Below are 12829 nucleotides of genomic sequence, written 5' to 3'. Positions count from 1 at the left end.
AAGCGCCCACATGGATCTGAATACGGTCACCTCCATCGCCCGCCCGCGGAGCCGCGGTCAGCTGCCGCGCTGGAACAGCGGCGATGCGTGGCTCGCAGGCGGGACCTGGCTGTTTTCGGAGCCGCAGGCGCATCTCACACGGTTGATCGACCTCGCTGATCTGCGATGGCCGGCGCTGACCGTCACCGACAGCGAGCTGCTGATCGCCGCTACCTGCACCGTGGCCGAGCTCGATGCGCTGCCCTGCCCGCCCGACTGGATCGCCGCGCCGCTGATCAATTCGTGTTGCCGCGCCTTCCTCGCCTCGTTCAAGATCTGGAAGACCGCCACCGTGGGTGGCAATTTATGTTTGTCGCTGCCGGCCGGGCCAATGATTTCGCTGACCGCGGCACTTGAGGGGATCTGCACGATCTGGCAGCCCGATGGCCAGCGGGCTTCGGTCAGCGTCGCGGACTTCATCACCGGCGACCAGCGCAACGTCCTGGCGGAAGGTGATCTGCTGCGCGGCATCGCGATTCCGCTCGCCGCGCTAAGGCGCCGCTCCGCGTTCCGACAGATTTCGCTGACCCCGGTCGGCCGCTCCGCGGCGCTCCTGATCGGCGCCGTGAAGGATGATGGCCTGCTGCTCACCGTGACCGCCGCGACGGTGCGGCCGATCCAGCTTCGCTTCACCGCGATGCCCGACGCCAGCGGCTTGCGCGACGCCATCCTGAAGGCCATTCCGGAAAGCCTTTATCACGACGATCTTCATGGCAAGCCGGCATGGCGCCAGCAGATGACACTTCGCCTCGCCGAGGAAATCCGCGCCGAACTCAGCGTGGTCCGGCCATGAGCTATCAGATCAATGGTGAGGAATTTTCCGACCAGCCGCGACCGGGCCAGTGCCTGCGCACCTTCCTGCGCGAACTCGGCCATTTCGGCGTCAAGAAAGGCTGCGACGCCGGCGATTGCGGGGCCTGCACGATATGGCTCGACGGCGAGCCGGTGCATAGCTGCATCATCCCGGCATTCCGGGCCGAAGGCCATGCCATCACGACCATCGAGGGCCTCGCGCCGCCGGGCCAGCTCCATCCGATGCAGCAGGCCTTCCTGGATGCGCAGGCATTTCAATGCGGCTTCTGCACCTCCGGCATGATCATGACCTGCGCGGCGCTGAACCAGGCCCAGCGCCAGGATCTCGGCGCCTCGCTGAAGGGAAATCTGTGCCGCTGCACCGGCTATCGCACCATCCAGGACGCGATCGATGGCAACACCAATGTGGAAACCGCCGCCGCCGGCACCGCCTTTGGCCGCAGCCTGCCGGCACCGGCAGGTCCACAGGTCGTGACCGGCGCGGCGCGCTACACATTCGACGTGCCGACGCAGGACGCGCTGCACATCAAGATGCTGCGCTCGCCGCATGCCCACGCCAGCATCGTCTGGATCGATACCTCGGCTGCACTGGCGGTGCCCGGCGTGCATGCAGTGCTGACCCATGAGGACGCGCCGCCAACGTTGTTCTCCACGGCACGGCACGAAATCGACGCGATGGACCCGGTGGACACAAGGGTGCTCGATCAGGTGATGCGCTTCATCGGCCAGAAGGTCGCCGCCGTGGTGGCCGATTCGGAAGCCGCCGCTGAGGAAGGCTGCCGCCGGATCAAGATCGTCTACGACCTGCTGCCGGCGGTGTTCGACGCTGCCGACGCGATCGCGGCGGGCGCGCCGCTCATCCATCCCGACAAGACGCCGACGCATCGGGTGCACAACGCCGCGCGCAACATCGTGGCGGAGAGCCACGGCGAATATGGCGACGTCGCCGCCGCGCTGGCATCCGCCGCCGTCACCTTCGAAGCCACATTCACGACACAGCGCGTGCAGCACGGCCATCTCGAGACCCATGGCGGCATCGCCTGGGTCGATCCGTCCGGAACGCTCAACGTCCGCTCCAGTACGCAGACGCCATTTCTCACGCGCCGCGCACTGGCCGACCTGTTCCAGCTGCAGCCCGACAAGGTGCGGGTGTTCTGCGAACGCGTCGGCGGCGGTTTTGGCGGCAAGCAGGAGATGTTCGTCGAGGACATTCTCGCCCTGGCGGCGCTGAAGACCGGTCGGCCGGTCAAGCTCGAACTGACGCGCGAGGAGCAGTTCATGGCAACCTCGACGCGGCATCCGATGCGCGTCCGGGTAACGGCCGGCGCCGACGCCAAGGGTAAACTGACCGCGCTGCAGATCGGCGTGCTCAGCAACACCGGCGCCTATGGCAACCATGCCGGCCCAGTGCTGTTTCACGCCTGCAGCGAATGCATCGGCATGTATGTCTGCGACAACAAGAGGGTCGACGCGGTGGCGGCCTATACCAACACCGTGCCGGCCGGTGCCTTCCGTGGCTATGGCCTGCCGCAGACGCTGTTTGCGGTGGAAGCGGCGATCGACGACCTCGCCGCGCAACTCGGCATCAGCCCGTATGATTTTCGCCGCCGCAACATGGTGCGCCCCGGCGATCCGATGCTGTCGCCGGTCGGCGATCCGCATCCCGACGTGCTCTATGGCAGCTACGGCCTCGACCAGTGCCTCGACCTGGTCGAGCACGCGATGCGTGAGCCAGCTGCGAAACACGACCTGTCCGACGACTGGCTGATCGGCGAAGGCATTGCCCAGACCATGATCGACACCGTGCCGCCGGGCGGCCATATCGCCGACGCCCGCATCGCGCTGCGCGGCGATGGCGGCTTCGAGCTGGTGGTCGGCACCGCCGAATTCGGCAATGGCACCAGCACTGTGCATCGCCAGATCGCAGCCACCGCGCTGGCGACGACGGTCGACCAGATCCAGCTGCTGCAATCCGACACCGCGCATGGCGGCCACGACACCGGCGCCTATGGCAGCGCCGGCACCTTCGTGGCCGGGCTGGCGACCAAGGTCGCCGCCGACAATCTCGCCCGTGAGCTGCGGATGCTCGCCGCGACGACGTGGTACGCCGATCCGGAGGACTGCGTGATCGAGGATAACGCCGTGGTCTGCGGCGCGCGGCGTCTCGGCTTCGCGGAACTCGCCGGCGCCGCTCGGAGCGCCGGCCACGTGCTCGATGCCACCGGCACCTCGGGCGGCACGCCGCGCTCGGTCGCCTTCAACGTGCAGGGATTTCGCATCGCCGTGAACAAGGCAACCGGCGAGATCAGGATCTTAAAAAGCGTGCAGGCGGCCGACGCCGGCGCCGTCGCCAATCCGATGCAGCTGCGCGGCCAGATCGAGGGCGGCGTGGCGCAGTCGCTCGGCGCGACGCTGTATGAGGAGATGGTCATCAATGGCGATGGTCACGTCACCAATCCGAAATTCCGCGATTATCATTTGCCCTCTTTCGCCGATCTGCCCCGCACCGAAGTATACTTCGCCGACACTTACGACACACTGGGCCCGATGGGCGCCAAGTCGATGAGCGAGAGCCCATATAATCCCGTCGCAGCGGCGATGGGCAACGCGCTGTTCGACGCCACCGGCGTCCGCTTCACCCAGGTGCCGTTCAAGCCGGACCGGATCTTTCCGGCGCTGCAGGAGAAGTACGGAAAGTAGCGAGCGGCCAGCGGCTCTTAACCTCTCCCCGCAAAGAGCGAGGAGAGGTTAGAAAGCGCGCTGCGGCTACCGCCCCACCGTACACTCGATCTGGCCGTGCGGCTCGTCGGTCGGCAGGAACACGTCGTTGTTGTTGTCGAGCCCGAATGCGGAGAGGTTCATCAGGATGTAGTGGATGTTCGGGCATGCCATGCTGATCTCGGAAATTTCCGGCACTGCCGCCAGTGCGGCCTCGCCCATATGGTACAGGCTGTTCTGCACGCTCGGACTGTAATTGGTGGAAAATACCTTGAGCAGGGTCTCGAGGATTTTCGCATTGGCCACCGCATAGCTCGCCGGCGTGCCGGACCACTTCCACGATGCCACCATGCTGGTGGCGCAGATGCGGTCACCGGTCGGCTGGATGGTCGAATATTGATCGGTGAAATAATTCTCCCAGCCGGACTGCGTCGACTTCATGAAGGTGAAGCCGTCGAGACCCGAGCTCATCGACAGTCCCTCGCGCGTCGCATTGATCTCGACGAACGGCTTGCCATTGCTGTCGAGCACAAAACTGTGCGGATGCGGTGTGCCGTCGATGCTGAGCCGGCTCCATTTGGTCTCGTGCGCAGTGATGCTCACCGACGCAACCTGCGGATACAGATCGAGAAAGCGTTTCGCCAGCACCTGGCCGAATTCCTCGGTCGACAATCCGGTATTTTCCCGCGCCACCACATTGACGATGTTCTTGATGGTATCGGTGGAAGTCGAGGTGGAGTTATCGGCGTCGGTATAGGCGCGGCCGAAATCGCCCTCCAGCATCGCCTTCACCGAGAGCTGGCTGACCTCGTGCCGGTCGCCGTCGCGATGGACCCGCATGATGCGGACCCGGCCTTTTCCATATCGGTTCTTAATGAGCGGCACGCGGTAAACCTCCGGCTTGAACCGGCGACCGGGACTATCCGTTCGCCGCGATCCCTAACGAGCAACCTTCATGCCATCGGTCAAGCCACCGCGGCGCATTCATTCTGGCACGGAGCTTGAATCTTTCGGTCATAATGACATGCGATTTCATCACCAACAGGGGACATAACCATGACGACGACAGTGCATCCGGTCGATGAGGTGCTGCCAACCCCGCGCCTGCTGGCGCTGGGACTGCAGCATGTGCTGGTGATGTATGCCGGCGCGGTCGCGGTGCCGCTGATCATCGGCCGGGCGCTGAAACTGTCGCCGCAGGAGGTCGCCTTCCTGATCTCGGCTGACCTGTTCGCCTGCGGCCTTGCCACCCTCGTCCAGTGCATCGGCTTTCGCGGCGTCGGCATCCGTCTGCCGGTGATGATGGGCGTCACCTTCGCTTCGGTCGGCCCGATGCTGTCGATGGCGGCATCGCCGGAAATCGGCCTGCTCGGCATTTATGGATCGGTCATCGCTGCCGGAATTTTCGGCATCCTTGTCGCGCCTTTCATCAGCCGGCTGCTGCCGCTGTTCCCGCCAGTCGTGACCGGCACCATCATCATGGTGATCGGGATTTCGCTGATGCGCGTTGGCATCAACTGGGCCGGTGGCGGATTACCGACGTTGACCAAAGTGGTCGATGGCGTAGCCGGGCAGTTTCCAAATCCCGGCTACGCGCAGCTACAGGGCTTGGGCATTGCGCTATTCGTGCTGTGCGTCATTCTCGCGCTGATCAAATGGGGCACCGGCTTCCTCGCCAACGTCTCGGTGCTGCTCGGCATCATCGCCGGCGCGATCCTCGCCACCGTGCTCGGCGTGATGCATTTCGACAAGGTCGCCACCGCGCCGTGGGCGGACATCGTGCTGCCGTTCCATTTTGGCGTGCCGCAATTCCATCTGGTCCCGATCATCACCATGTGCATCGTGATGATCGTGGTGATGATTGAATCGCTCGGCATGTTCCTGGCGCTGGGCGAGATCACCGGCAAGACCATCGACCGCGACGCGCTGACCCGCGGCCTGCGCGCCGACGGCGTCGGCACTGTGCTGGGCGGCATCTTCAACACCTTTCCCTACACCTCGTTCTCGCAGAATGTCGGCCTCGTCGGCATTACCGGAGTGCGTTCGCGCTGGGTGACCATCGCCGGCGGCGCCATCATGCTGGTGCTCGGCCTGCTGCCGAATATGGCCGCGCTGGTGGAATCGGTGCCTCTGGTGGTTCTGGGCGGCGCCGGCCTGGTGATGTTCGGCATGGTCGCGGCGACCGGCGCGCGCATCCTCACCGCGGTCGATTTCAAGACCAACCAGCGCAATCTGTTCGTGGTGGCGATCTCGGTCGGCTTCGGCCTGATCCCGCTGGTGGCACCGAACTTCTTCAAGAACCTGCCGCACGATCTGCAGCCACTGCTGGAATCCGGCATCCTGCTATGCGCGTTGGTGGCGGTGATCCTCAACGCCTTCTTCAACGGCATCGGCAGCGCCGAGGAAGCGAAAACGCATGCCGCGGGCGTGGCCGCCGCCGCGACGCATTAGCAAACGTGTCCCGGACGCGGCGCAGCGTGCAACGCTGCTCCGCAGATCCGGGATCACGGTTTCTTCGCGACAACCGGGCCCCCGGATCAGCAGCACACCACGTCGGCAAGCTGACGCGTTGCGCAGCATCCGGGGACCGTGAAGCGCCCTACTTCACCTTCGGGTCGAGGCCGGTCGCGATCATCACCGGCGCGGCCTGCGCGGAAGAGATAAACGCGATCAGCGCGCGGCCGGCGTCGGGCTGCGGCGCAGCGCTGGAAAGGCCCGCCGAGAACACCGTGATCTTCTGCAACTCGGGCGGAAGCGGGCCAACGATGTCGATGCCCTTGACCGGCTTCATTTCACTGATCTGCTGGAAGCCGATCTCGGCGTCACCGCTCGCTACGATCTCGCCGACCGGGGTAGCGGGAATTTTGCGCGCCTTGTCGCGCATCGCCTCGGTAATGCCGAGCTTGCCAAACATTTCGGTGCTGACATAGACGCCGCTGGCGCTGTCGGAATAGGCCACCGTCTTCGCCGAAAGCAGCGCCGCCTTCAGCGATTCCGGCGTCGAGATATCAGGCCGCGACGCCCCCGCCTTGACCGCGATGCCAATCGGCGAGTCCGCCAGATCGACCCGGCTGTCGGCGGCCACCCTGCCCTTGTCGATCAGATCGCCCAGCGCATAGCCGACCATGATCAGCACATCGGCGGGTTCGCCGCGCGACAGGCGCATCGGGATCGCCTGCGGCGTCTCGCCCATCGACGGACCGTAGGCCGTGACCACGGTATTACCGGTCGCCTTCTCGAATTGCGGCACCAATTGCTGGTAGGCCGCGGAAAAGCCGCCGGAGATCATCACATGGACCTCGGCGGCGGGCGCGCCCTGCGCGGAGATGAAGGTGGCTGCTGCGACGAGCAGCGCGTGAATGCGACGCATGGCGTCCTCCCGATTTTTTGATCGCGTCACGATCGGACGTCGATGCGTCGCCACTGCGGCGATCAGTCGCAGATTAGACCAGGAATACCGGGAAGGCCACAACGCGCCGCGTGCTCGGCAAGACGACGAAACGCTTTAGCTACCGCGATAGGTGGCGTAGCTCCATGGCGTCACCAGCAGCGGCACATGCAGATGGCCTTCGGGGTCACTCACCGAAAAGCGCAGCGGGATCACGTCGAGGAACGGTGGATCGGATAGCGGCACGCTTTTCGCCGCGAAATAGCTTGCTGTGCTGAATGTCAGCTCGTAGCGACCGATCGGCACCGGTCGGCCACCGATCAGCGGCACGTCGGTACGGCCGTCCTGATTGGTGATCGCGCGGGCGATGACCCGGCTGGCGCCGAGATCGGACAATTCGGTCAGTTCGACCGCGATTCCGGCCGCCGGCCGGCCGCTGTGGGTGTCGAGCACATGGGTCGAGAGCCGGCCGTGGACCCGCAGGCGATCATCGCCATCGACCAGCAGGTCGACGCGAAGCGCGGCGATCCGCAAGATTTCGGCGATTGAGTTGGCAACCTCAGTGGTCGGATCGCTCGGCAACCGCCGCTCGAAATCGCGCAGGATCGAATCCCGGGTCTGGCGGCGCGCGCAGACGATATAGGGGAAGCCGAACTTCTCTTTATACGCCGTGTTGACGCGATCGAACGCGGCATATTCGGCCTCCGATAGCCGATCGAGACCGACGCTGTTCTGCTCGGCATTGGATTCCGCCGTCAACAGATCGCCGCGCTTGGTCTTGTCGGCAAGGTCGGGATGGACCTTGATCAGCGCCAGCCGGCGGCCGGGCGCGGCGTCTTCCACCACCTTGCACATCGCCGCGAACAACTGCCGGATGCCCGAAAACGGCCGGGATGCAGCGGCCTCCTCGGCGATCCATGGCGAATACTCGAAGATATTCCCGAGCGCCGCGACGAAATCCTCCTTGCCGCAGGCGTTCAACTCAGCGAGCGTTTTTTCGGTCATGACAATTATCCGATGGCGCGGGCATCCGCCGCAAGATGTTTCAAATGAGCGTGCCAGTGCTCGGCGATTTGCAGCCGCGTCGGCACCCAGACCCTGTCATGGCTCACTATATAATCAAGAAACCGGGCCAGCGCGGCGGCCCGGCCGGGCCGGCCGACGACGCGACAATGCAGCCCGACCGACATCATCTTCGGCGAGGTCGCGCCTTCGGCATAAAGTACGTCGAAGGAATCCTTGAGATAGGTGTAAAATTCGTCGCCGCCGCCAAAGCCCTGCGGATTGACGAAGCGCATGTCATTGGCGTCGAGGCTGTAGGGAATGACCAGATGCGGTCCATTCGGTCCGTTGAGCCAGTACGGCAGATCGTCGGCATAGCTGTCGCACAGATACATCAGGCCACCAGCTTCCATCAGCAGCCGGTTGGTGTTGATCGAGCTGCGGCCGGTGTACCAGCCGAGCGGACGGACGCCGGTGGCTTCTGTATGGACGCGGATGGCATCCGCGATCTCCTGGCGCTCCTCGACCTCCGACATGTCCTTGTGGTCGACCCATTTCAGGCTGTGGCTGGCAATATCCCACTTCGCTTCCTGCATCGCCGCGACGATCTCGGGATTGCGCATCAACGCGGTAGCGACGCCGAACACCGTGGTCGGCAACTGGCGCTCGCTGAACATCCGCCACAGCCGCCAGAAGCCGGCGCGCGAGCCATATTCGAACATCGATTCGATATTGGCATGGCGTTGTCCCGGCCAGGGCTGGGCGCCCAGTACGTCGGACAGGAAAGCTTCCGAGGCGCGGTCGCCGTGCAAGATGTTGTTCTCGCCGCCCTCCTCGAAATTGACGACGAACTGCACCGCGATGCGGGCGCCGCCCGGCCATTGCGGATCGGGCGGCGTGCGACCGTAGCCGCGCAGATCGCGGGGGTAATCGGAGGTCATCCCACCAGCTCGAAGCGGACCGCCTGCGCGCCCTTCCAGAGAACTGTCTTGCCCATTTCTTTGAGATTATCGAGGTTGGAGGTCAGCGTGATGAAATGGTTGCCGGCGAGCTGGCCCATCTTGCTGGCAAAGGAGACGCCGCTATAGGCGAGCAGGATCTCGGTCTCGCTGATACCGCCCGGATACAGGATGATATGGCCGGGCGCGGGAAAGCTGGTGTGATTCTCGTAGGGCACGCCGAAATCGAGATCGCCGAGCGGCATCCAGACGCCCTCGCCGCTCCAGCGAACATGGATGGCCTGGCTCACAAACGGCATCGCCTTTTTGAAGGCCGCCACCGTCCGCGGCGCCGCTTCCTCCTCGAATTTGGCGTTGAAGCTGAACTCGCCGACGTGAACGATAAGTTGGCTCATCGGAATAATCTCATGGATTGGCGTGAAGGAAGGTGGCGAGAAGGCAGATTGCAGCCCGGATTGGACAAAGCAAGGACCATTCCAGCGTCAATCCACCGGTATCCGGCAACTTATCCGCCGCGGCGTCCCAATCCAGATGAACCACACGCGCTAACGTTCATCACTCATGGGCGACTGGAAGGTGCGGGGATCTTCGCGGGACCGGCGACGCGCCACCTCCAGGGCCTGAGCGAAATCGTCAGCATCGAACCACACTTCGGTGCGCATCGGCGCGTCGATTCCGTCGTCCCAGATATGTTCGGCGGCGACATCGAAGCGCATCTTGTGCGATTGGCTGACCGCCTGGACTCCATAGCCGGTGACGGCCCATTGCCGACCCAGCCAAAAAACATGGCGATGCAGAACCATGTTCGTTCCTCCATTTTTTGCAAATCGAACTACAAAAACAACCCCGCCCGAAGAGAGCGAGGCTCAATTGCATCAACAGACTAAATACCGTCTCAGAAAATGATGGTCATCATTGACCGGTTCTCCGGTTCAGATCCGACCATCCTGATTGGAAGGCCGCTGCGCCCTCTGCGCGTTGCGCTCGGCATCGGCCTTGTTGGCTTCATGGCGTCCGATCACGCAACCGGCCACCACCCCGACCTTCCCATGACCGGCATAATGGCCGGCAATGCCACCGATGATGGCGCCCTTGATGCACCCCTTGGCCTCGGCCGCGGCGGACGACAACACCAGGGCCGCAACCGCGGTGCACAACATCAAATTCTTCATGGCGGTTTCCCGTTTGGTTGATGCCGGACAAGCCACGGCCGCGGGAAAAGTTCCAGGATTCACGCCGGCGTGAAATCCATGGCATACAGGACGCCCTTCGCCGATGGATTGCAGACATGGCCGCGCCAAAAACTCCTGCCTTTGAAACGCTGAGCCTGCATGCAGGGCAGCGGCCCGATGCCGCGACCGGCGCCCGCGCGGTGCCGATCTATCAGACCACCTCCTATGTGTTCCAGGATTCCGATCACGCCGCGGCGCTGTTCAACCTCGAGCGTGCCGGCCACATCTACACGCGCATTTCCAACCCGACGACCGCCGTGCTCGAGGAGCGTCTCGCGGCACTGGAGGGCGGCGTCGGCGCGGTCTGCACCGCCTCGGGCATGGCCGCGCTGCATCTGGCGATCGCCACTTTGCTCGGCGCCGGCGATCACATCGTCGCTTCGTCGTCGCTCTATGGCGGCACCATCAACCTGCTGGCGCATACGCTGCCGCGCTTTGGCATCACGACCACTTTCGTGCCGCCGCGCGACCATGACGCGTTCCGCCGCGCGATCCAGCCCAATACGAGGCTGGTGATCGGCGAGACCATCGGCAATCCCGGCCTTGAAGTCCTCGACATCCCGGCCGTCGCGGCGATCGCGCACGAGGCAAGGATCCCGCTGCTGATCGACAATACCTTCGCCACGCCGTTTCTCAGCCGGCCGATCGAACAAGGCGCCGACCTGGTGATGAACTCAGCCACCAAATGGATCGGCGGCCACGGCATCGCGATCGGCGGCGTCATCGTCGACGGCGGTCGTTTTGACTGGCATGAATCCGGCAAATTCCCGGTGCTCACCGAACCCTATGCCGGCTACCACGGCATCGTGTTCGACGAACAATTCGGTAATGCGGCCTTCATCATGCGCGCGCGCACCGAAGGCCTTCGCGACTTCGGCGCCTGCCTGTCGCCGACCAACGCCTTCCAGCTGCTGCAGGGCGTCGAGACCCTTGGCATCCGGATGGAGCGCCACGTCGCCAATACCCATACGGTGCTGGCCTTCCTCGCAGCCAGCAAGGCGATCGACTGGGTACTGCATCCCTCGCTGGAGCATCACCCGGACCACGAATTGGCCAAACGGCTGCTGCCGCGCGGCGCCGGTTCGATCATCTCGTTCGGCATCAAGGGTGGTCGTGCCGCCGGCCGCAAATTCATCGAATCGCTGCGGCTGGTCAGCCATCTCGCCAATGTCGGCGACGCCAAGACGCTGGTCATTCATCCCGCCAGCACCACGCATCAACAAATGGATACCGCGCAACTCAAGGCCGCCGGTATCGGCGAGGAACTGATCCGGCTGTCGGTCGGCATCGAGGCGTCGCAGGACATCATCGACGACCTCGGCCAGGCGCTCCGCCTGTCGCAAAAGGCCTGAACCATGCAGATCAATGTCAACGGCCTCGATACCTTCGTCGCCACCGGCGGCCGCGCCTTCGATTCATCGCTGCCCGCCGTGGTGATGATTCACGGCGCCGGCTTCGATCACTCGACCTGGGCGCTGCACAGCCGCTGGTTCGCGCATCACGGTTTTGCAGTGCTGGCGCCGGACCTGCCAGGCCATGGCCGCTCGAAGGGCGAGGCGCTGACGACCATTGCCGATCTCGCCGACTGGACCGCTGCGCTGATCGATGCGGCAGGGGCGTCCTCCGCGCGTCTGATCGGCCATTCGATGGGCTCGCTGATCGCGCTGGAAACCGCGGCGAGGCATCCGGAAAAAATCACGCGGCTCGATCTGATGGGCACCGCGGCGACGATGAGCGTCGGCCCGGATCTGCTGGACGCGGCGCGGGCCAATGAGCACGGCGCCATCGACATGGTGTCGATCTGGGGGTTGGGCTTTCAGGCTGGGCTCGGCGGCAGCCTCGCGCCAGGGCAGTGGATGCATGGCGGCGCGCAACGCGTGCTGGAGGCGACCAGGCCCGGCGTGCTGTTCACCGACCTCACCGCCTGCAATGATTACCAAGGCGCACTCGCCGCGGCCGCGCAGCTGGCTATTCCCGTGACGCTGATTCTCGGCGAGCGCGACTTGATGACTCCCGCCAGGGCCGGCAAGGCGCTCGCCGCGGCCTTGCCGAATGCCCGTACCGTCGTGCTGTCTGGCGCGGGCCACATGATGATGGTGGAAAAGCCCGACGAGGTGCTGGCCGCCTTGCGCGGCTAGAACGTGGCAATCCCGGTTGCGTGGCGCGGCGCGCCGTGCTTCCTGTGGATTGTCATCGGTGCCTCCGCGAGGAGGTGAAACGGGAATGCGGTAAGGGGATCTCCCCAATTCCGCGGCTGCCCCCGCAACTGTATGCGGCCATTTCCGATCCACACAGCCACTGGACCTGCCATGCAGCTCTGGGAAGGCGGATCGGGAGACGACCGTGAGCCAGGAGACCGGCCAATGACTCTTATCAACTCGTTCGACGGTGGGTCGACGGAAGGGGTCCTATGGCTATCCGGAATTGGGCTGCCGGCACGGCAGCCTTGTTGGCATTGTCCTGTTGCAATGGCGCCGCGCGCGCGCAGTCCTCACCTGAACGGTTACCCGATCTGGTGGTGACCGCGGACCGGGTCGCCGCCCCGCTCAGCCGGACCGGAAGCGCCATCAGCGTCATCAACAGCGAGACTATCGCCACCGGCAATCCGGGCTCGCTGGTCGATGCCTTCCGCACCGTGCCCGGCCTCGACATCACCGAAAACGGCGGCCCCGGCGGCA

The 12829-nt window shown here is 64.4% G+C and carries 12 protein-coding genes, 1 pseudogene and 1 riboswitch; of the genes and pseudogenes, 6 read left to right on the top strand and 7 right to left on the bottom strand.

The features are described 5' to 3' along the window. Positions 1-10: 10 nt before the first annotated feature. Complete coding sequence (locus tag Q0S16_RS21990) at positions 11-832, top strand: FAD binding domain-containing protein (protein WP_295853098.1); 822 nt, start codon at positions 11-13, stop codon at positions 830-832. After that, complete coding sequence (locus tag Q0S16_RS21985; RefSeq protein WP_295853096.1) at positions 829-3552, top strand: molybdopterin cofactor-binding domain-containing protein; 2724 nt, start codon at positions 829-831, stop codon at positions 3550-3552. The genes Q0S16_RS21990 and Q0S16_RS21985 overlap by 4 nt, the downstream gene beginning before the upstream one ends. Positions 3553-3618: 66 nt before the next feature. Here Q0S16_RS21985 and pucL read toward each other — a convergent pair whose 3' ends face one another. Continuing rightward, positions 3619-4455, bottom strand: coding sequence for a factor-independent urate hydroxylase (pucL, locus tag Q0S16_RS21980; protein WP_295853094.1), 837 nt, complete (start codon positions 4453-4455; stop codon positions 3619-3621). Between the two features lie 171 nt (positions 4456-4626). Here pucL and Q0S16_RS21975 point away from each other — a divergent pair, with 171 nt between their 5' ends. Then, the gene (locus Q0S16_RS21975) at positions 4627-6021 is read left to right on the top strand and encodes a nucleobase:cation symporter-2 family protein (RefSeq protein ID WP_295853091.1); all 1395 of its coding nucleotides are present in this window, start codon (positions 4627-4629) and stop codon (positions 6019-6021) included. Positions 6022-6169: 148 nt separating this feature from the next. Here Q0S16_RS21975 and Q0S16_RS21970 read toward each other — a convergent pair whose 3' ends face one another. The 6 genes from Q0S16_RS21970 to Q0S16_RS21945 all read right to left on the bottom strand — a co-directional run bounded on the left by Q0S16_RS21970 (position 6170) and on the right by Q0S16_RS21945 (position 10091). Continuing rightward, complete coding sequence (locus tag Q0S16_RS21970) at positions 6170-6940, bottom strand: substrate-binding domain-containing protein (protein WP_295853088.1); 771 nt, start codon at positions 6938-6940, stop codon at positions 6170-6172. A 135-nt stretch (positions 6941-7075) separates the two neighbouring features. Beyond that, complete coding sequence (uraD, locus tag Q0S16_RS21965) at positions 7076-7963, bottom strand: 2-oxo-4-hydroxy-4-carboxy-5-ureidoimidazoline decarboxylase (RefSeq protein ID WP_295853085.1); 888 nt, start codon at positions 7961-7963, stop codon at positions 7076-7078. A 5-nt stretch (positions 7964-7968) separates the two neighbouring features. Further along, positions 7969-8901: an allantoinase PuuE gene (gene puuE / locus Q0S16_RS21960; RefSeq protein ID WP_295853083.1), complete on the bottom strand. Its 933-nt coding sequence runs from the start codon at positions 8899-8901 to the stop codon at positions 7969-7971. After that, positions 8898-9314, bottom strand: coding sequence for a DUF3830 family protein (locus tag Q0S16_RS21955; protein ID WP_295853080.1), 417 nt, complete (start codon positions 9312-9314; stop codon positions 8898-8900). The genes puuE and Q0S16_RS21955 overlap by 4 nt, the downstream gene beginning before the upstream one ends. A gap of 150 nt (positions 9315-9464) precedes the next feature. Continuing rightward, positions 9465-9722, bottom strand: coding sequence for a hypothetical protein (locus tag Q0S16_RS21950; protein ID WP_295853078.1), 258 nt, complete (start codon positions 9720-9722; stop codon positions 9465-9467). A gap of 129 nt (positions 9723-9851) precedes the next feature. Continuing rightward, on the bottom strand, positions 9852-10091 hold the full coding sequence (locus Q0S16_RS21945; RefSeq protein WP_295853075.1) for a hypothetical protein: 240 nt from the start codon (positions 10089-10091) through the stop codon (positions 9852-9854). A 116-nt stretch (positions 10092-10207) separates the two neighbouring features. On the opposite strand from Q0S16_RS21945, the gene Q0S16_RS21940 reads away from it, so the two are divergent. The 3 genes and pseudogenes from Q0S16_RS21940 to Q0S16_RS21930 all read left to right on the top strand — a co-directional run. Beyond that, positions 10208-11503: an O-acetylhomoserine aminocarboxypropyltransferase gene (locus Q0S16_RS21940; RefSeq protein WP_295853072.1), complete on the top strand. Its 1296-nt coding sequence runs from the start codon at positions 10208-10210 to the stop codon at positions 11501-11503. Positions 11504-11506: 3 nt separating this feature from the next. After that, positions 11507-12289, top strand: coding sequence for an alpha/beta hydrolase (locus tag Q0S16_RS21935; RefSeq protein WP_295853069.1), 783 nt, complete (start codon positions 11507-11509; stop codon positions 12287-12289). Positions 12290-12328: 39 nt separating this feature from the next. Beyond that, a riboswitch (cobalamin riboswitch) is annotated at positions 12329-12531 on the top strand. A gap of 30 nt (positions 12532-12561) precedes the next feature. Beyond that, positions 12562-12829: pseudogene (locus Q0S16_RS21930) on the top strand (hypothetical protein); the annotation flags it as partial.

This window comes from Tardiphaga sp. (assembly GCF_025356345.1).
Taxonomy (GTDB): Bacteria; Pseudomonadota; Alphaproteobacteria; order Rhizobiales; family Xanthobacteraceae; genus Tardiphaga.
The sequence above is the reverse complement of the archived record's forward strand: the minus strand, read 5'-3'. Positions and strand labels throughout refer to the sequence as shown.

What these genes read in the sequence shown, in the direction of transcription:
- Q0S16_RS21955 (WP_295853080.1), bottom strand. Translation starts at nt 9,314, where the DNA reads ATGAGCCAACTTATCGTTCACGTCGGCGAGTTCAGCTTCAACGCCAAA.
- Q0S16_RS21945 (WP_295853075.1), bottom strand. Translation starts at nt 10,091, where the DNA reads ATGAAGAATTTGATGTTGTGCACCGCGGTTGCGGCCCTGGTGTTGTCG.
- puuE (WP_295853083.1), bottom strand. Translation starts at nt 8,901, where the DNA reads ATGACCTCCGATTACCCCCGCGATCTGCGCGGCTACGGTCGCACGCCG.
- Q0S16_RS21950 (WP_295853078.1), bottom strand. Translation starts at nt 9,722, where the DNA reads ATGGTTCTGCATCGCCATGTTTTTTGGCTGGGTCGGCAATGGGCCGTC.
- uraD (WP_295853085.1), bottom strand. Translation starts at nt 7,963, where the DNA reads ATGACCGAAAAAACGCTCGCTGAGTTGAACGCCTGCGGCAAGGAGGAT.
- Q0S16_RS21940 (WP_295853072.1), top strand. Translation starts at nt 10,208, where the DNA reads ATGGCCGCGCCAAAAACTCCTGCCTTTGAAACGCTGAGCCTGCATGCA.
- Q0S16_RS21935 (WP_295853069.1), top strand. Translation starts at nt 11,507, where the DNA reads ATGCAGATCAATGTCAACGGCCTCGATACCTTCGTCGCCACCGGCGGC.
- Q0S16_RS21975 (WP_295853091.1), top strand. Translation starts at nt 4,627, where the DNA reads ATGACGACGACAGTGCATCCGGTCGATGAGGTGCTGCCAACCCCGCGC.
- Q0S16_RS21970 (WP_295853088.1), bottom strand. Translation starts at nt 6,940, where the DNA reads ATGCGTCGCATTCACGCGCTGCTCGTCGCAGCAGCCACCTTCATCTCC.
- Q0S16_RS21990 (WP_295853098.1), top strand. Translation starts at nt 11, where the DNA reads ATGGATCTGAATACGGTCACCTCCATCGCCCGCCCGCGGAGCCGCGGT.
- Q0S16_RS21985 (WP_295853096.1), top strand. Translation starts at nt 829, where the DNA reads ATGAGCTATCAGATCAATGGTGAGGAATTTTCCGACCAGCCGCGACCG.